15 protein-coding genes are annotated in these 17988 nt (G+C 57.6%); 10 read left to right on the top strand and 5 right to left on the bottom strand.

Annotation, left to right across the window (positions count from 1 at the left end; genetic code table 11):
- Nucleotides 1–695: 695 nt before the first annotated feature.
- From AC2FFA_RS07535 to AC2FFA_RS07525, 3 genes are all read right to left on the bottom strand, one after another.
- On the bottom strand, nucleotides 696–1475 hold the full coding sequence (locus AC2FFA_RS07535; protein ID WP_117868362.1) for a gamma-glutamyl-gamma-aminobutyrate hydrolase family protein: 780 nt from the start codon (nucleotides 1473–1475) through the stop codon (nucleotides 696–698).
- A gap of 219 nt (nucleotides 1476–1694) precedes the next feature.
- Complete coding sequence (locus AC2FFA_RS07530) at nucleotides 1695–2120, bottom strand: GlcG/HbpS family heme-binding protein (RefSeq protein WP_117868361.1); 426 nt, start codon at nucleotides 2118–2120, stop codon at nucleotides 1695–1697.
- A 71-nt stretch (nucleotides 2121–2191) separates the two neighbouring features.
- Nucleotides 2192–4327, bottom strand: a complete 2136-nt coding sequence (locus tag AC2FFA_RS07525; protein ID WP_496850875.1) for a malate synthase G — start codon at nucleotides 4325–4327, stop codon at nucleotides 2192–2194.
- Between the two features lie 207 nt (nucleotides 4328–4534).
- On the opposite strand from AC2FFA_RS07525, the gene pepN reads away from it, so the two are divergent.
- From pepN to AC2FFA_RS07490, 7 genes are all read left to right on the top strand, one after another.
- Nucleotides 4535–7087: an aminopeptidase N gene (gene pepN / locus AC2FFA_RS07520; RefSeq protein ID WP_496850874.1), complete on the top strand. Its 2553-nt coding sequence runs from the start codon at nucleotides 4535–4537 to the stop codon at nucleotides 7085–7087.
- Nucleotides 7084–7512 (top strand): hypothetical protein, encoded by a 429-nt coding sequence (locus AC2FFA_RS07515; protein ID WP_496850872.1) that lies wholly within the window; start codon nucleotides 7084–7086, stop codon nucleotides 7510–7512. The genes pepN and AC2FFA_RS07515 overlap by 4 nt, the downstream gene beginning before the upstream one ends.
- A 128-nt stretch (nucleotides 7513–7640) precedes the next feature.
- The gene (locus AC2FFA_RS07510) at nucleotides 7641–8900 is read left to right on the top strand and encodes a hypothetical protein (protein ID WP_496850870.1); all 1260 of its coding nucleotides are present in this window, start codon (nucleotides 7641–7643) and stop codon (nucleotides 8898–8900) included.
- Nucleotides 8901–8981: 81 nt separating this feature from the next.
- Nucleotides 8982–10493: an Asp-tRNA(Asn)/Glu-tRNA(Gln) amidotransferase subunit GatB gene (gene gatB, locus AC2FFA_RS07505; RefSeq protein ID WP_496850869.1), complete on the top strand. Its 1512-nt coding sequence runs from the start codon at nucleotides 8982–8984 to the stop codon at nucleotides 10491–10493.
- A 147-nt stretch (nucleotides 10494–10640) separates the two neighbouring features.
- Nucleotides 10641–11897 carry a peptidase T gene (gene pepT, locus AC2FFA_RS07500; RefSeq protein ID WP_496850867.1) on the top strand — a complete coding sequence of 419 codons (1257 nt, stop codon included), beginning with the start codon at nucleotides 10641–10643 and terminating at the stop codon, nucleotides 11895–11897.
- An 80-nt stretch (nucleotides 11898–11977) separates the two neighbouring features.
- The gene (locus AC2FFA_RS07495) at nucleotides 11978–12397 is read left to right on the top strand and encodes a DUF4177 domain-containing protein (RefSeq protein WP_496850866.1); all 420 of its coding nucleotides are present in this window, start codon (nucleotides 11978–11980) and stop codon (nucleotides 12395–12397) included.
- A 388-nt stretch (nucleotides 12398–12785) separates the two neighbouring features.
- Nucleotides 12786–13862 (top strand): PLP-dependent cysteine synthase family protein, encoded by a 1077-nt coding sequence (locus AC2FFA_RS07490; RefSeq protein ID WP_496850864.1) that lies wholly within the window; start codon nucleotides 12786–12788, stop codon nucleotides 13860–13862.
- Between the two features lie 13 nt (nucleotides 13863–13875).
- On the opposite strand, the gene AC2FFA_RS07485 is transcribed toward AC2FFA_RS07490, so the two are convergent.
- Nucleotides 13876–14130 carry a BolA family protein gene (locus AC2FFA_RS07485; RefSeq protein ID WP_117868353.1) on the bottom strand — a complete coding sequence of 85 codons (255 nt, stop codon included), beginning with the start codon at nucleotides 14128–14130 and terminating at the stop codon, nucleotides 13876–13878.
- 107 nt (nucleotides 14131–14237) lie between these two features.
- Between AC2FFA_RS07485 and AC2FFA_RS07480 the strand changes: the two genes are divergently transcribed.
- Together AC2FFA_RS07480 and AC2FFA_RS07475 are read left to right on the top strand one after the other, a co-directional pair.
- Nucleotides 14238–14861: a J domain-containing protein gene (locus AC2FFA_RS07480; RefSeq protein ID WP_117868352.1), complete on the top strand. Its 624-nt coding sequence runs from the start codon at nucleotides 14238–14240 to the stop codon at nucleotides 14859–14861.
- A 166-nt stretch (nucleotides 14862–15027) separates the two neighbouring features.
- Nucleotides 15028–15582 carry an NYN domain-containing protein gene (locus AC2FFA_RS07475; protein ID WP_254683774.1) on the top strand — a complete coding sequence of 185 codons (555 nt, stop codon included), beginning with the start codon at nucleotides 15028–15030 and terminating at the stop codon, nucleotides 15580–15582.
- Nucleotides 15583–15727: 145 nt separating this feature from the next.
- Here AC2FFA_RS07475 and AC2FFA_RS07470 read toward each other — a convergent pair whose 3' ends face one another.
- Nucleotides 15728–16588, bottom strand: a complete 861-nt coding sequence (locus AC2FFA_RS07470; protein ID WP_496850861.1) for a Hint domain-containing protein — start codon at nucleotides 16586–16588, stop codon at nucleotides 15728–15730.
- Nucleotides 16589–16976: 388 nt separating this feature from the next.
- Between AC2FFA_RS07470 and cobS the strand changes: the two genes are divergently transcribed.
- Nucleotides 16977–17963 carry a cobaltochelatase subunit CobS gene (cobS, locus tag AC2FFA_RS07465; protein WP_299894715.1) on the top strand — a complete coding sequence of 329 codons (987 nt, stop codon included), beginning with the start codon at nucleotides 16977–16979 and terminating at the stop codon, nucleotides 17961–17963.
- Nucleotides 17964–17988: the final 25 nt, after the last annotated feature.

Raw genomic sequence — 17988 nt, 5'->3', positions numbered from 1 at the left:
GAGCCACCTGAGCCGCCTCCACCGCCAAAGCCGCCGCCAGAGCCACCTGAACCGCCTCCACCGCCAAAGCCGCCGCCAGAGCCACCTGAACCGCCTCCACCTCCAAAGCCGCCGCCAGAGCCACCTGAACCGCCACCGGAGCCGCCTCCGCCGCCACCTCCACCGGGCAAGCTCCAGTTTCTCTGTTGGTTTTGCGTATCGATCAGGCAATCCTTGCCATTTGGTGCTCCACCGATTTCGAACAATCGGTGCACTCCACCATTTCCGTTTGAGACAAAGGGTGAAAAGCTTAGATGAACGCCTCTGCGAGACTTGTTCCAAGTGTCCACCGTTGTGTTGCCTTGCGCGGCTTCCAAACGAAAACCGCCTTGCTCAGTCGCAGACAACCAAACGGAGGATGCTGAATCACGCGTGCGTCCGATGTAAAGCAACTCACCTAAAGAACCACACTGCTGCGCCATCACTTCAGCTGCAAAACTGGAAGTTGCGACAAATGTCGCTGCCAGAAACCTAACTGAACGCAGTCGCCTTTGGGTTGACCTTTGCATATCTCAATCTCGCACCGTTTCGTGGCATTGGGGGCAAGCATTCAGACCTGCTGGCGGATAAACAAGGGTATTGGGCTCGTCTCATAAACAAATATTCGAATGTTGCGATTCAGAGACGGGGAATCGAGGGCAGCCCGCAGGCGCCGGTCAAGCAGATTGCCTTAGCCTTGCAGAACGATTGCTACAATTCCAGTTTCTAACCGCATCGCCGAAGGCTTCGAACAGGGGGCGCGAGACCGGATCATTGATCGCGTCCCATTCCGGGTGCCATTGAACCGACAAGGTAAAGCCGGGCGCATCCTTGATGTAAATCGCCTCGGGCGTCCCGTCCGGTGCATGGCCATCAATGACCACGCGCTGCCCAATCGTTTTGATGCCCTGACCGTGCAAGGTGTTGGTCATGACCTCGGCTGCGCCGAACAGTTTGTGAAAAACGCCTCCGTTTTCCAGTGTCACAACATGACGCAGAGCAAACTTTTCCTCCAGGGTTCCATCGGGCGGCATCCGGTGGTTCATCCGCCCCGGCAGATCGCGTATCTCGGGATAAAGCGTTCCGCCCATGGCAACGTTGACTTCCTGAAACCCCCGGCAGATGCCCAAAAACGGCGTCCCCCTTTCAACGCAAGCGCGAACCAGCGGCAGAGTTATGGCGTCTCGTGCCCGATCGAATTCGCCGTGTGCATCGGTTGCAGGTTCCCCGTATTCTTCCGGATGCACGTTCGGGCGACCGCCAGTCAGCAGAAAGCCGTCGCAGACCTCCAGCAACTCATCGACCGACACGTACCGCGGATCTGCCGGTATCAGCAGCGGCAGACATCCTGACACGTTGGCCACGGCATCCGAGTTCATCGTTCCACCAGCATGTGTGGGGTATTGGTCGTTCATGAGATACGAGTTGCCGATGATACCGACGACAGGCCGAGACATTCCGCTTTCCCTGCTGTTGTTGTGACTGTCAAGGAAGCTAGCGGCAGCAGTTTTAACGTGCAAGAATACACGCCCTGCATGAAAGCGCAGGGACGTGTTCGAACACGCACTGTATGTCCTGATCTTTCCTGATTAATCGGAATTATTTCCCGAAAATAAGCAAAAAGAAGGAATATATCCACACTTCAACTGGAAAGACGCATAAATACAACGCTCTTGTTAAATCTCGCCGATCAGGCCGGCTGCCTCAATTCCCACCATTGCGGCCAGCGCATCATTGTCAGATGTGTCGCCGGTAACCCCCACGGCGCCGATCACGGCCCCCTTGCGATCACGCAGCAGAACTCCGCCCGGAACCGGCACGACCTGACCACCATAGACGCCATTCACAGAGGCCATGAAATAGGCCTGTGCTTCGGCGCGCTGCATCTGCGCGGTGCCCGCCATTCCCAGCATGACCGACCCATAGGCCTTGCCCTGCGCAATCCCGAAACGGCCCGGTGCAGCACCATCCTCGCGCTCAAACGCAATAACGTGCCCACCGGCATCCAGCACTACAACAGAGAGCGGCTTCAACTCCATCTCGTGGCCCTTTTCCAGAGTTTTGCGGATAATGGTGCGGGCTTTGCGTAGGGAAATTGACATCTGATGGTCCTCTTGTCGGATTGGAGTTCGAAAAAGCCCTCAAACGACCCGCCTGAGAGCCTTGATTGGGATTACCTTTGGCTGGCTTTCAACTCCAGCCGGCGCGCATGCAGGACCGGCTCGGTATAGCCCGAGGGCTGAACCCGGCCCTTGAACACCAGATCGCATGCCGCCTGAAAGGCGATGCCGTCAAATCCCGGAGCCATCGGGGTGTAACCCGGATCGTTTTCGTTCTGGCGATCCACAACGGCGGCCATCTTCTGCAGAGCGGCCATTACCTGGGCTTCATCCACGATGCTGTGATGCAGCCAGTTGGCCAGCGCCTGCGACGAAATCCGGCAGGTCGCGCGGTCTTCCATCAGGCCGACATCGTTGATGTCAGGCACCTTGGAACAGCCCACGCCCTGATCGACCCAACGCACGACATAGCCCAGAATACCCTGCGCATTGTTTTCAAGTTCACGCGTGATTTCTTCGTCACTCAGGTTGCGTCCAGCCAGCAAAGGGATGGTCAAGAGATCCTTCAACGTGCCACGCGCACCCCCTGCCGCCAGCTCATCCTGACGGGCCAGCACATCGACCTTGTGGTAATGCGTTGCATGCAGGGTCGCGGCCGTGGGCGACGGTACCCAGGCACATGTCGCTCCGGCCATCGGGTGGCCGATCTTGGCCTCAAGCATATCGCCCATGCGATCCGGCATGGCCCACATACCCTTGCCGATCTGCGCCCTGCCCTTCAAACCACAGGCCAGACCAATATCGACATTGCGATCTTCGTAGGCCGCAATCCATGGCGTATTCTTGATGTCGCCCTTGGGCAGCATCGGACCCGCCTCCATCGAGGTATGTATTTCATCGCCGGTCCGGTCCAGAAAACCCGTGTTGATAAAGGCAACCCGTGATTTTGCGGCACGAATGCACTCTTTGAGGTTGACCGAGGTGCGGCGTTCCTCATCCATGATGCCCAGTTTCACGGTATTGCGCGGCAGGCCCAGAATGTCTTCGACCATGTCGAATATCTCGACCGAGAACGCGACTTCCTCGGGCCCGTGCATCTTGGGCTTCACCACATAGACAGAGCCTTCGACAGAATTGCCCCCGTCTTGCTTCAGGTCGTGCATGGCGATCAGGGTGGTACACAGAGCATCCATCAAACCTTCGCCGATCTCGCGCCCTTCTGCGTCAAGTACGGCCGGGTTGGTCATCAGGTGACCAACGTTCCGCACAAGCATCAAGGACCGGCCTTTCAGCTTGGCCTGATCACCCGACGGAGTGGTAAAGCTCAGGTCCTCTGCCAGTTTCCGAGTGAACGTGGTGCCGCCCTTGGTGACCTCTTCGGTCAGGTCGCCATTCATGAGGCCCAGCCAGTTGCCATAGGCCACAACCTTGTCGGCAGCATCGACGCAGGCGACCGAGTCTTCACAATCCATGATAGTGGAAAGCGCGGATTCCAACCGGACATCTGCAATGCCTGCGGGATCGGTCGCGCCTATGTTGCTTGTGGGGTCGATCATGATCTGGATGTGCAGACCGTTGTTTTTCAGAAGCACAAAGTCGGGCTTGTCCGCCGCGCCGCCAAACCCGGCAAATTGAGCAGGATCGCGCAGCGCAGGGGTCAACGCAACGTCGGTGATACCCAATTCGGTGACATCCGCCCATGATCCCGACGCCAGAGGCACAGCATCATCCAGAAACGCCTTGGCCCATGCGACCACCCGCGCGCCGCGCGCCGCATCATAGCCACCGCTTGCCGGCAGATCACCCATTGCATCCGTTCCGTAAAGCGCATCATAAAGGCTGCCCCAGCGCGCGTTGGCCGCGTTCAGGGCAAAGCGTGCGTTGGTAATCGGCACAACCAGTTGCGGACCTGGGGTCAGGGCGATCTCGGGGTCGACATTGGCCGTTTCAATCTGGAACTCGTCGCCTTCTTCAACCAGATACCCGATCTCTTTCAGGAAAGCCGCATATTCAGCGGCATTGGTGTTCTGCCCCTTTCGGGACATATGCCACCCATCGATGCGGCTTTGGATCTCGGCCCGTTTGGCCAGCAACTCACGGTTTTTCGGTCCCAGTTCGCTCACCATCCGCGCCATGCCAGCCCAGAACTTCTGCGAAGAGACGCCCGTGCCCGGCAGCGCCTGCGTCTCGATGAACTCAGCCAAAACCGGATCGATTTGCAGTCCGCTCAGGGTCTGTCTGTCCGTCATTTTCCTGCTCTCCTGCGATTGTGCGCCGTTGTATGCATCGTGACTTAGGCGGAAAGTTTCCGATAGGCAACTTTCATCCCGTCATTTGGGGCATTCGCTTCAGCTTGAAGCTGTTTCAAAAACCACAAGGCAATGGCCGGGGCCGGTTGCAGCGCCCGAACGAAGCCCCTAACGTCGCGCAAGTCCCGAACAGATACGAGGCCCAAGATGCGCGACGCTGCCCCCACCACGATCTACCTGAAAGACTACACACCGTTTGGCTACCTGGTGGACAGCGTGCACCTGACCTTTGATCTGGCCGCGCACGCCACGCGCGTCACCTCGCGCATTGCGTTCCGGCCCAATCCCGACGCCACTGACCGCACATTCTTTCTGCACGGGGAAGAACTGAACTTGATCCACGCCGCCATTGACGGTGCCGACGTCGAGCCAGACGTGACCGACAAAGGACTAACCGCGGATGTCCCCGACGCGCCGTTCCTGTGGGAATCCGAGGTGGAAATCGACCCCGGCAACAACACCGCGCTGGAGGGTCTGTACATGTCGAACGGGATGTACTGCACTCAGTGTGAGGCGGAAGGTTTCCGGAAGATAACTTTTTATCCTGACCGGCCGGACGTGATGTCCACGTTCACCGTGCGCATCAATGGTGACTTGCCGGTTTTGCTGTCGAACGGCAACCCGTCGGGCAAGGGTGAAGGCTGGGCCGAATGGGTCGATCCATGGCCCAAACCTGCCTATCTGTTCGCGCTGGTCGCCGGTGACCTGATCGCACATCCCGGTCAGTTCACCACCAAATCAGGCCGAAACGTTGAGCTGAACCTCTGGGTTCGCCCGGGTGATGAGGGCAAGTGCGCCTTTGGCATGGAGGCTCTGAAAAGATCGATGAAATGGGACGAAGACGTCTATGGCCGCGAATACGATCTGGACGTGTTCAACATCGTCGCCGTCGATGACTTCAACATGGGCGCGATGGAGAACAAGGGGCTGAACATCTTTAACTCGTCGGCCGTTCTGGCCAGTCCCGAAACCTCGACCGACGCAAATTTCGAACGGATCGAGGCGATCATCGCGCATGAGTATTTCCACAACTGGACCGGCAACCGCATCACTTGCCGTGACTGGTTCCAGCTGTGCCTCAAGGAAGGTCTGACAGTATTCCGGGATGCGCAATTTACCTCCGACATGCGCTCGGCCCCGGTGAAACGCATCCACGATGCCATAGACCTGCGTGCCCGGCAGTTCCCCGAGGACACCGGTCCGTTGTCGCATCCTGTGCGCCCAGAAAGCTTTCAGGAGATCAACAACTTCTACACCGCCACCGTCTATGAGAAGGGTGCCGAGGTCATCGGCATGCTGAAACGGTTGGTCGGGGATGCGGCCTATGCCAAGGCGCTAGACCTCTATTTTGAACGCCATGACGGTCAGGCCTGCACGATCGAGGATTGGCTGAAGGTTTTCGAAGACACCACCGGGCGTGATCTGACACAATTCAAACGTTGGTACAGCCAGTCGGGCACTCCGCGCGTCAGGGTCGAGGAAGACTGGGCCGACGGCACGTATACTCTCACGCTGAAACAGCGAACCGACCCCACGCCGGGACAGGATGAGAAACTGCCGCAGGTCATCCCCGTCGCAATTGGCTTGCTTGGACCCAACGGCGAGGAGGTTCGCGCGACCGAAGTGCTGGAACTGGCACAGGCCGAACAGAGCTTTGAGTTCACCGGCCTAGCGGCGAAACCCACGCCCTCGATCCTGCGCGATTTCTCGGCGCCTGTTATTCTGGAGCATGACCAGTCGAACGCGGAGCGCGCGTTTCTTCTGGCGCATGACACGGACCCGTTCAACCGATGGCAGGCAGGACGAGATCTGGCACAGGACACCCTGATGCGGATGATCCTGGAGGATGCGGCACCGGATGCCGATTACCTTGACGGAGTGTTGGCCGTGCTGCGCAATGACGAACTTGACCCGGCCTATCGTGCGTTGATGCTGGGATTGCCGACACAGTCGGAATTGGCAGCAGCCCTGCATGACCGCTGTCAAACGCCCGACCCTATGGCGATCTGGGCCGCGGTGGAAACGCTGCGACAGGCAACTGCCCAGAACGTACAGGATTTGCTGCCCCGCCTGCATAGTGAGGCTTTGGTGGACGGTCCCTACAGCCCAGACGCCGAACAGTCCGGCAAACGGGCACTTGGCAGCGCCGCGCTGGCACTGACCTCCCCTCTGGACGGCGGGGCGATGGCGGCTGAGGCGTATGACAAGGCAGACAACATGACATTGCAACTGACTGCATTGTCTTGCCTTCTTCGCGCCCGCAAAGGTGAGGCTCAGTTGGCTGCCTTCCACGACCAGTGGCAGCACGACCGACTGGTGATGGACAAGTGGTTTGGCTTGCAGGTCGCAATGGCGGCACCAGAGGCGGCAGCCGCAACAGCCGCGACTCTGACCAGGAATTCAGATTTCAACTGGAAAAACCCGAACAGGTTCCGCGCCGTCATGGGCGCCCTGGCGATGAACCACGCAGGGTTCCACCAGCCGGATGGTGCCGGGTATGCCCTGCTGGCAGATTGGCTGATCCGTCTGGACCCGGTGAACCCACAGACCACTGCTCGAATGTGCTCTGCGTTCCAGACCTGGAAACGGTATGATGAAGATCGTCAGGCCCTGATACGTGCGCAGCTTTCCCGCATTGCGGAAACACCGAACCTGTCGCGGGACACAACCGAAATGGTGTCCCGTATCCTCGGCGCATGACGCCTTACAGCTTCGCCCGCAGCAACCGGAACTTAAAAACGCTGGCCATCCTGGCCAGTGTTTACGTGGCGTTGCTGGCATTGGTTGTCCTGTTTGACACGGCCTGGTGGATCGCCGGGCTGCTTTCGTTGGCCACCTTGCCCGCACTTTGGGACATGGTTCAGAACACCGGCGCGGGCATGCACGTGGATCAGGATGCAATAAGCTGGTTCACGGGAAATCGACAGAGAGAGATCGCATTGCGCGACATCGACCATTTCCGCTTTGACACCCGTTGGGATTTCTCCGTTCGTGTGTCGATTGTACTGCATTCCGGTAAACGAATCCGTCTGCCGGATGAGTCGCTTCCGGCGCATAGGGATTTGGAATCCCTTCTAAACCAAGCCGGAATTCGCGTAGAACGGCATCATTTCACCGTTTTCTGAAACACTGGACCTTTGAAGGGTGAATTGGACACTAAAAAGGAAAACTATTCGGCAATATACTTGATTTGAACCCGATATCCCGCCAGACTTCGGTGTCAGTTATCAGTTTTTCAGTTTTGAGTTTCGCCATGTTTCGGTCGCTAAGGGCACTGTTCGCCCCATCCACAGCCAGTCCTACAAATACTTCAGCAGACCTGTGCGCGACAAAATCCGCGCTGGCGGCAGCCTTGCCCGAGCAGGGCCAACTCAATATTCCTGTCGCAAAAACCGGTAGCGACGATCTGATCGGACATTCCACAATCGAACATGGCCGTTACCTGACCCGGCAGGACCGCTGGACGGAATTGTCGGAAAAGATGCGCGTGGCTGATCAGGATCGCGCCGCTGTTTCAGATGGTATGCCGGTTGCCGATCTGTTGGCGTTCGGCGCCAGATCTGACGTGGTTCTGGCGGCTGAACATGCGCTTTCGGATGGCAAAGCCATCTCGGATTACGACCTGTTGGGCGGCATCTCGGAACTTGAAGGCGAGATGGCGGACAACCCCGATGATCCAATGATCGCCACCGTCGTAGCCCTTGCCCATATCGATCTGGCATGGGCTTGGCGCGGCACGGCCTCGGACACGACGCTGCCACCCTTGCACCGGTCACGCTGCGCCGCTCATTTTGACCGCGCCGCAGCGATCCTGCCCGAGTGTAGGAAAAACGCCCCCGACAGCCCCCTGATTGCAGCGGCCGGGTGTGCATTACTGGCTGGTCAACGCAAATCCAACGCGCGGGTGTCTGACGAATATGAACGCCTGATCACTCTGGATCCACACAATCAGCGCCACATGCGCGCTATGGGCAGCCACCTTCTGCCCCGCTGGTTCGGCAGTTACGAAGAGCTGGAGCTGCAAGCCTTACGCACGGCCGCCAGAACACAGGATATCTGGGGCGCGGGCGGATACACATGGGTTCAGTTTGACGCCATCGCACTGGACGACGAGGCCTGTGCCCGCGTTGATATAGAGTATTTTCTTGAAGGTCTGCGCGATATCGTGCGCCTGCGGCCCGATCAGCAGATGATTAACATGCTATCATCTTACTGTGCGATCACCGTCCAGAACCGCCAGGGTCTGAACGATCAGGCTGACCTTGTCCGGTCTCAGATGCGCGACACGGCAAATTGGCTAATCCGAGATCATCTGACCGAATTGCATCCCTTGATCTGGGCGCACGCGGCCAACGGGTTCAACAACTCTGTCCGCATCAACTCACCCGAACGATTTGCTGCGCGCGGTCAGCGCGATGCCTTGCGCGCGATCTCGGATCTGTTTCGGGAAGAACTGCGCAGCGGTATGGATGTGACATTTACACCATCGGGTCTGCAGTTTTCCCAGAACTGAACACGACAGGATTCCCCCTTGCCCCTAGGCCCTCCCGGGCCTTATACGCAGGCTTAGACTTCTGCGGAAATGAGGCGCGCCATGCTCGATCTGACATACGAAATGCCCAAACCCAAAACCATTGCCGGGGCCAAGCACGATTGGGAACTGGTAATCGGGATGGAGGTGCATGCTCAGGTCTCATCCAATGCCAAACTGTTTTCGGGTGCATCCACCCAATTCGGGGCCGAACCGAATTCAAACGTGGCCTTTGTGGACGCGGCGATGCCGGGGATGCTGCCGGTGATCAACGAATACTGCGTGGAACAGGCGGTGCGCACCGGGCTGGGCCTGAAGGCGAATATCAACCTGAAATCAGCCTTTGACCGCAAGAACTACTTCTACCCCGACCTGCCGCAAGGATATCAGATTTCCCAGCTTTATCATCCGATTGTGGGTGAAGGCGAAGTGCTGGTCGAGATGGGGGACGGCACCGCACGAATGGTGCGGATCGAGCGTATCCACATGGAACAGGATGCGGGCAAATCGATCCACGACATGGACCCGCATATGTCTTTCGTCGACCTGAACCGGACGGGCGTTTGCCTGATGGAGATCGTTTCGCGTCCCGATATTCGCGGCCCCGAAGAGGCCGCTGCCTATATCGCCAAGCTGCGCCAGATCATGCGGTATCTGGGCACCTGCGACGGCAACATGCAAAACGGCAACCTGCGCGCCGACGTGAACGTCTCGATCTGTTTGCCCGGTGCGTATGAGAAGTATCAGGAAACACAGGACTTTTCGCATCTCGGCACACGTTGCGAGATCAAGAACATGAATTCGATGCGCTTTATCCAACAGGCGATCGAGGTCGAAGCCCGCCGACAGATCGCCATCGTCGAAGGAGGAGGCACCGTCGAGCAGGAAACGCGTCTGTATGACCCGGACAAGGGCGAAACCCGTTCCATGCGGTCAAAGGAAGAAGCGCATGATTACCGTTACTTCCCCGACCCTGACTTGCTGCCGCTGGAGATCGAACAGAATTGGGTCGATGACATCGCCGCCAAACTGCCGGAATTGCCCGACGACAAAAAGGCGCGCTTCATCAGCGAATATGGCCTGACCGATTACGATGCTTCGGTTCTGACCGCCGAGGTGGAATCCGCCGCCTATTTTGAAGAGGTCGCAAAGGGCCGCAATGGCAAACTGGCTGCGAACTGGGTCATCAACGAACTGTTCGGTCGGCTGAAGAAAGAAGACCACGACATCACCGATTCACCCGTGTCACCGGCACAATTGGGGGGGATTATCGACCTGATCTCGTCGGATGCGATCTCGGGCAAGATTGCCAAGGATCTGTTCGAAATCGTTTACACAGAAGGCGGTGATCCGGCGCAGATCGTTGAAGATCGTGGCATGAAACAGGTGACCGACACCGGTGCCATCGAAGCCGCTTTGGACGAGATCATCGCCGCCAACCCGGCACAGGTCGAGAAGGCCAAGGTGAACCCGAAGCTTGCGGGCTGGTTCGTGGGCCAGGTCATGAAAGCGACCGGCGGCAAGGCCAACCCGAAAGCCGTCAACGAACTGGTCAGCAAGAAGCTGGGGTCGTAAACCTTTCCTTTTGTACAAGCCTGCCAGCAATCTTTGGCGGGATTGTACAATGGAAAACATCGCGATTTCTTGTGTTTTGAGGTCAAGCCTTCGGCTTGACTTCTCCCTGTTTGCGCTCTTTCTTCCGTTCCGGAGAGGTGCGCCATTATGCAAGACAGATTTGATCAGGAACTTGAAGACCGGCTGGTGCGTTATGCCGCCATCGACAGTCAAAGTGACGAGACATCCCCATCGACCCCGAGCACTACGATCCAGTTCGGCATGCTGAACCTGTTGCGCGATGAACTGACCGGGATCGGCGCGCAGGATGTGAAGATGACAGGCGACAGTGTGGTTGTCGCGACCATTCCCGGAACAGCACCGGGTCCGACCGTGGGTTTTCTGGCTCATGTCGATACGGCTCCTCAGTTTAACGCGACCGGCGTCAAGCCGCGGGTGATCAAGGGGTATAACGGTGGCGATATCACCTTCCCCGACAACCCGGACCTGGTTCTTTCCCCGGACGAAAACCCCTATCTGGCCGAAAAGATCGGCCATGACCTGATCACCGCATCGGGCACGACTCTGCTGGGTGCGGATGACAAGGCCGGTGTATCGATTCTGATGACCATGGCACGGCACTTGATCGAAAATCAGGACATCCCACATGGCCCGATCCGCATCGCGTTTACTCCGGATGAAGAGATCGGTCGGGGTGTTACGGAGCAATTGCCCAAGGATCTGGGAGTGGATTTTGCCTATACGCTGGACGGGCAGCAAGCGGGTGAGATCGAGTACGAAAGTTTCTCGGCCGACCGCGCCGTGATCAGGATCAATGGTGTTTCGATCCATCCCGGGCTGGCCAAGGAAAAGATGGTGAATGCCACGCATCTGGCGGCGAAGATCGTGCAGACATTGCCTCAGGCCACCATGACGCCCGAAACCACAGACGGGCGCGAAGGCTTCGTCCATGTCACTGACATGAACGGCGGATCATCCGAGATGGAGATCAAGCTGATCCTGCGTGATTTCGAGATGGACGGGCTGGAGGCGCAACGGGGCATCGTGCGTCAGGTCTGCGCCGCCGTGCAGGCCACGGAACCGCGCGCAACCATCACCTGCGACATCAGCCACCAGTACCGCAACATGCGTTATTGGCTGGAAAACGACATGACCCCGGTCGAGCTGGCGCGGGATGCGTGTCGCGAGTTGGGGATTGAACCGCTTTCCGTACCGATCAGGGGCGGCACGGACGGATCGCGCCTGACCGAATTCGGCACCCCCTGCCCCAACATCTTCACCGGGATGCAATGCGTCCACGGCCCGTTGGAGTGGATTTCAGTGCAGGACATGGCACTGGCGACGGAACTGTGCCTGTCGGTTGTGGCCAAGGCAGCACAAGCTGAAGCGAATGGCCCGTGCTGAATTCCGCCAGATGGGCAACGGCCCTTTCACCCGGGGGGCAGCGTGTTAAGTTGGCGCGGAAACGCATTTAGGAACAGTAGATGAAGCGCTACGAATACAAGGTCATCCCCGCCCCGCAAAAAGGTGTCAAAGCCAAAGGCGTGAAAACGGCCGAAGGCCGCTTTGCGGTCTCGGTCGAGCAACTGCTGAATCAGATGGGTCAGGATGGCTGGGAATACCAGCGGGCCGAGCTGCTGCCCAGCGAGGAACGCTCGGGTCTGACCGGATCGACCACGAACTGGCGCAATGTGCTGGTGTTTCGCCGCGTGGTGGAAGAAGAAGTCGATGCCTCGTGGGTCGGTGCAGCACCTGAGATGGATGACACCCCACTGGCCCAGCCGATCCCGGGCCCCGACGAGGTGCAGGCACCGAAACCAATTGCAGCAGAGGCGGACGAGCCTCCTTTGTCGTTGAAGCGGTCTGATGACGCACCTGATGCAAGCGGCACGTCGAAAACATAGTCTTGGTGACTGGTACGGCCGCCGGACCGAATGCAATCGGCCTGTGGCCTTGTGCAGAACGTCCGTTTTTGCCCTGACGTTCGTCAAGTCGATCCGGGTACGGCCCGTGTCTTCACACCCAAATTGGCAAGCATCAGAGCCCGTTGGCCAGAGGCAGAAGAAAGACGTGAAACCGCGGGTAAAACCTGTGGTGGCCTGTTGGTAAATTGAAGCCCGCGGCAAAGCGGTGGACCTGGGCGGTGCGACTGGCACGCGTGTCAGGTCACGCGGCCATCAGGCACCCGAAGCCAGATTGCAACCGGGCCGGCGGGCGTGCTGGAAAACAATAAGGGCTATACCCTCGGGGAATCTGTGGCATGTTAGCCTGGTATTCTGGAGGGACATCGAAATGGCTATTCGGCAGACACAAGGGCGGGCAAGCCTGTATGACAGCATTCTCGACACGGTCGGTGACACGCCGTGCATTCGGGTCAACCGGATCGCGCCAGAGCATGTGACCGTCTATGTAAAGTTCGAGGCCTTCAACCCGGCAGGCTCGGTCAAGGACAGGCTGGCGTTGAATATCATCGAGGCAGCAGAACGGGACGGGCGGCTGAAACCCGGACAAACCGTTGTCGAAGCGACCTCTGGCAACACCGGGATCGGGCTGGCCATGGTATGCGCGGCCAAGGGACACCCTCTGGTCGTGACGATGGCCGAGAGCTTCTCGGTCGAGCGGCGAAAGCTGATGCGGTTCCTGGGCGCGAAGGTTATTCTGACGCCAAAGGCGCAAAAAGGGTTCGGCATGTATACCAAAGCCAAGGAACTGGCCGAGGAAAACGGATGGTTCCTTGCCAGCCAGTTTGAAACTTCTGCCAATGCCGATATTCACGAAAACACGACGGCGCGGGAAATTCTTGCCGATTTCGAAGGGCAACGACTGGATTATTGGGTGACGGGCTATGGGACCGGCGGCACCGTTTCGGGTGTTTCACGTGTATTGCGGAAAGAGCGTCCCGAAACAAAAATCATACTGACCGAACCGGCCAACGCAGCCATCGTGTCATCAGGTTACGTCAACACCCGAAACGATGATCACCAGCCGACCGAAAGCCACCCCGATTTCGAACCCCATCCGATTCAAGGCTGGACACCGGATTTCATCCCGTGGGTCCTGCAGGAAGCCATCGACAATTCCTATTATGATGAGCTGATCCCCATTCCCGGGCCAGAAGGGATAGAATGGTCTCGCCGGCTTGCCTCGGAGGAAGGGATTTTCACAGGAGTTTCAGGCGGGTCAACCTTTGCGGTGGCCATGAAGTTGGCGGAATCCGCGCCGGAAGGGTCCGTTATGCTGGTCATGCTGCCGGACACGGGCGAGCGTTACTTGTCGACCCCGCTATTCGAGGGAATCGAAGAGGGCATGACGGAGGAAGAATATTCCATCTCGGCATCGACGCCGTCCGCACAGATGAAGGCGGACTGACACGCAAAGAACATCAGTCACCAATATCCAGAGCCAGCGCGTGGATGCGCGGCACGATGTCGCCCAGCGCCTTGTGTACGGCACGGTGGCGGGCGACGCGGGATTTACCTTCAAATGCGCTGGCACGGATGCGGACGTTGAAGTGACTTTCGCCGCCTTCCTGATAGCCCGCATGGCCCCTGTGGCTTTCGCTGTCGTCGATCACTTCAAGCTCGCGCGGATCAAAGGCGGCTTGCAGGCGGGTTCGGATTTCGTCTGTCACACTCATTTTTTCGCTCAGCGGCAAAAATATTGCCGCACCCCTCTTCTACTTTCGGCTGCTTAGATTAAACTGCTGCCTCCGAGTCGAAAAGACGCGTTCTTGAGGATTAGAGCATGGCGAAATCAGACCCTTTCGGATTCGATATGTCCGTTTCCAGCGCCAAGAAGAAGAATCCGCGGGGTCGTCGAGGCATGTCAGGTGCGTCCGAAACCTCTGTCCGGGTTTGTGATCACGAGGGATGTGAAGAGCCGGGTAAGTTCCGCGCGCCGAAGGCACCTGATGTCCTGGATGATTTCTTTTGGTTCTGTCAACAGCACGTGCGGGAGTATAACCAAAAATGGAACTTCTTTGACGGCACCACCGAGGCCGAGTTGAACGCGCAGCGATCAAAAGACAAAGTGTGGGAGCGCGAGACCAAGCCGATGGGCGACCCCGAAGCGCGCGCCTGGGCCCGTTTGGGGATCGAGGATCCGCATCAGGTGCTCGGCGCCAACAGCACGCAGAACAAGGGCCGCAACACGGGTGGCGGACGCCGCCTGCCGCCGACCGAACGCCGTGCGATCGAGATTCTCGAGGCAAATGACGGCTGGACCAAGGCTGAAGTCCGCAAGGCATACAAGAAACTGATCAAAGTGCTGCACCCGGACATGAACGGTGGCGACCGCTCGCAGGAAGAACAATTGCAAGAGGTCGTCTGGGCCTGGGATCAGATCAAGGACAGCCGGAACTTCAAGTAACGGTCACAGCTTTCCCTGCTTTACTCCGCGGCACGCTCAACCTGAATGGTTGGGTGCCGCGGATGACACAACCTGAAACAACTGCGCTATTTCGGTGCGGAAATCTGTTTCAATCCCCGTGAAAGTGGTGGAGGATTCGGGCAGGTATTTTCAGGGATCAGCTACATTGCGCACGACCATTTTCCTGTTGCTCGTCTCGCTATGCGGGCTCATCGCTGCCAGTTTCATTCCGACTGATGCCGATTGGCTGTTCCTTTTGGCGTTGATTTGCGTGATGGCCAGCGCAATCCTTTTCGTAAGGGCCTGGTTCAGGTGGCGCAGGGCCAATACATGGATCATCGTGGACGGGTCGAACGTCATGCACTGGAAAGAAGGCACCCCGGATCTGGGCACGTTGAAGAAGGTCCTTGAGACTTTGAAGCAAGCCGGGTTCAAACCGGGCGTCATGTTCGATGCGAATGTCGGGTACAAGGTCGAAGGTCACTATATGAACGACCGGACGCTGAGCCGCGCCCTGGGCTTGCGCGCCAAGCAGGTCATGGTCGCCCCCAAAGGCACGCCAGCGGACCCGCTGATTTTGCAGGCGGCGCGGGACAGCAAGGCACGCATCGTCACAAATGACAGGTTTCGGGATTGGGTAGACGAGTTTCCGGATGTGTTGAACGCGGATCGCCTCGTGAAAGGCGGCTTTCGCAAAGACCAGCTTTGGTTTTCGCTGTAGGCAAGCGACGGTCGATGCAAGGCAGAAACGCGCAAGGCCATGAAAATGGCGCTGCGTCCTGAAGTAGCCCATGGCAATCGATCCGAGAAAACACATTTGAAGGAACTTGCTGAGACAAAGGATCAGACCAGAGTCAGTTCGAATTTCAACTATTCGGATTTTTGTCCGGGTATGAGCTTCGCAATGCGATTGCTTCCCGGCGCTTCAAACAACTTAAGCGAGTCTGTTGCGACTCTGCAGTGCCGTCACGCAATTCGGGGAACAGTGCGAGCAGTTCTTCAACGTCCTCACGGCGAAAAGACTTCAGCGCCATATCACCCAGAAACAAGCTTTCGGTTGGCAATCCGTTCGACATCAGTATGGCGTGGCGACTGCAGGCAATATGGTAGTAAGTGACGCACTCATTGGATCGAACCCGATGAATGGTTTTGTCGTTGATCAGATGAACTGCTGCGGTGAAGATTTTTGCCTCTCCAAACAACAATTCTGCGCGCCACCCTTCCAGAACAATTCTGTGTTGCGGGGAAACGTACAAATCACGGCTAGGCAAGTTTTTTCCTATCGCTCCTTTTTCGATGCAAACGGGCCTCAAATGCGGGTTACGTTTCAAATCTTCCGCCTTCAGAGTCCTTTTTCCGATCCACTTAACTGGAAGAATTTCCCCACTGGAAGCACGCACTTTATCCCCAACTGATAGTTCCTCAACAGCACGATAGCCCTTTTCAGTTTCGATCAGCGTACCCTTCACGAAACACGGTACTGTTCCGGCCGGAAGAGCGACGGTCACGATGAGAGAGTCATTGTTACCGTTACCGGGACCTGTCGACGCGAATACCTCGACGGTCAGTTGCGTGTTTGGAGGAATAACAACACCAGAGGTCAGATCGACAGTCAAAACGCCGTTCGGTGAAATCGAAACGGAATAATCACTTGGGGCCAGTCCTCCTGTCCCTGAAACAATCACATTCCACGAAGCGCCTGCCTTGGTGGCCGTGTATTGCTGCATAACGGAAGACGATCCACTTGGGATGGCAATCGAAGAGGGACCCTGAATTGTTAGCGACATTCGAACCTCTACCGTTTAACACCAAGCCGAAAGCTACTTATGCGCAGACAATGAAATAGTTTAACTCGATGAATTCTCAAATTGCAATTTGAGCAATTCAGAAATTGGATGACCTACGCCTCACGTTGGAAATTGCACCATCTGAGATCTGCGTAGCGAGCCGCGAATATCGGAGCGTAAGGTAGCCCGGTGTCAATAAGGCCAGTTTCAAAGAAACACCCGCCTAAGTTCGCACACGCGCCTCTTTCCCTTGCCCTTGCCCGCAATATGTTGCACCACACACGGGTTCAAACCCGGCAAGGCGGGGCAAAGGATAAGGACAAGGCGCATGGCTGACGGATCGATCGATATCAACGCAAAACCTACCGAGGATATCTCGGTCCGTGACGTGTTCGGCATTGACAGCGACATGGCGGTCAAAGGTTTTGCCGAGCGCAGCGACCGAGTGCCGGCCATAGACCATACCTACAAGTTCGATCCGGAAACCACGCTGGCGATTCTGGCGGGCTTTTCCCATAACCGTCGTGTCATGATCCAAGGGTATCACGGCACCGGCAAATCGACCCACATTGAACAGGTGGCCGCCCGTCTGAACTGGCCTGCCGTACGAGTGAATCTGGACAGCCATATCAGCCGGATCGACCTGATCGGCAAGGATGCGATCAAACTGCGCGACGGCAAGCAGGTGACTGAGTTCCACGAAGGCATCCTGCCCTGGGCGCTGCGCAACCCGGTCGCCATCGTGTTCGACGAATATGATGCGGGCCGCGCCGACGTGATGTTCGTGATTCAGCGCGTGCTGGAGCATGACGGCAAGCTGACCCTGCTGGACCAGAACGAGATCATAACGCCGAACCCGAATTTCCGCCTGTTTGCCACTGCCAACACGGTCGGTCTGGGCGACACGACGGGTCTGTATCACGGCACGCAGCAGATCAACCAGGCGCAGATGGACCGCTGGTCGCTGGTGTCGACCCTGAACTACCTGAGCCATGATGCAGAGACGATGATCGTTCTGTCGAAGGCGCCGCATTACAACACCGCAGAGGGCCGCAAGACCGTCAGCCAGATGGTCACCGTCGCCGACCTGACCCGAACCGCCTTCATGAATGGCGATCTGTCCACCGTCATGAGCCCGCGGACCGTCATCAACTGGGCCCAAAACGCCGAGATCTTCCGCAATGTGGGCTATGCGTTCCGCCTGTCCTTCCTGAACAAGTGCGATGAGTTGGAGCGTCAGACCGTGGCCGAGTTCTATCAGCGCTGCTTCGATGAGGAGTTGCCTGAGAGTGCCGCGAGTGCAAGCTTGGGGTAAGCACCCAAATTGCGCCCGTTCCGGG

This window comes from Ruegeria sp. YTSB088, assembly GCF_059609825.1.
This window is presented reverse-complemented; position numbering and strand designations above follow the sequence as displayed.

What these genes read in the sequence shown, in the direction of transcription:
- AC2FFA_RS07535 (WP_117868362.1), bottom strand. Translation starts at nt 1,475, where the DNA reads ATGTCTCGGCCTGTCGTCGGTATCATCGGCAACTCGTATCTCATGAAC.
- AC2FFA_RS07530 (WP_117868361.1), bottom strand. Translation starts at nt 2,120, where the DNA reads ATGTCAATTTCCCTACGCAAAGCCCGCACCATTATCCGCAAAACTCTG.
- AC2FFA_RS07525 (WP_496850875.1), bottom strand. Translation starts at nt 4,327, where the DNA reads ATGACGGACAGACAGACCCTGAGCGGACTGCAAATCGATCCGGTTTTG.
- pepN (WP_496850874.1), top strand. Translation starts at nt 4,535, where the DNA reads ATGCGCGACGCTGCCCCCACCACGATCTACCTGAAAGACTACACACCG.
- AC2FFA_RS07515 (WP_496850872.1), top strand. Translation starts at nt 7,084, where the DNA reads ATGACGCCTTACAGCTTCGCCCGCAGCAACCGGAACTTAAAAACGCTG.
- AC2FFA_RS07510 (WP_496850870.1), top strand. Translation starts at nt 7,641, where the DNA reads ATGTTTCGGTCGCTAAGGGCACTGTTCGCCCCATCCACAGCCAGTCCT.
- gatB (WP_496850869.1), top strand. Translation starts at nt 8,982, where the DNA reads ATGCTCGATCTGACATACGAAATGCCCAAACCCAAAACCATTGCCGGG.
- pepT (WP_496850867.1), top strand. Translation starts at nt 10,641, where the DNA reads ATGCAAGACAGATTTGATCAGGAACTTGAAGACCGGCTGGTGCGTTAT.
- AC2FFA_RS07495 (WP_496850866.1), top strand. Translation starts at nt 11,978, where the DNA reads ATGAAGCGCTACGAATACAAGGTCATCCCCGCCCCGCAAAAAGGTGTC.
- AC2FFA_RS07490 (WP_496850864.1), top strand. Translation starts at nt 12,786, where the DNA reads ATGGCTATTCGGCAGACACAAGGGCGGGCAAGCCTGTATGACAGCATT.
- AC2FFA_RS07485 (WP_117868353.1), bottom strand. Translation starts at nt 14,130, where the DNA reads ATGAGTGTGACAGACGAAATCCGAACCCGCCTGCAAGCCGCCTTTGAT.
- AC2FFA_RS07480 (WP_117868352.1), top strand. Translation starts at nt 14,238, where the DNA reads ATGGCGAAATCAGACCCTTTCGGATTCGATATGTCCGTTTCCAGCGCC.
- AC2FFA_RS07470 (WP_496850861.1), bottom strand. Translation starts at nt 16,588, where the DNA reads ATGCAGCAATACACGGCCACCAAGGCAGGCGCTTCGTGGAATGTGATT.
- cobS (WP_299894715.1), top strand. Translation starts at nt 16,977, where the DNA reads ATGGCTGACGGATCGATCGATATCAACGCAAAACCTACCGAGGATATC.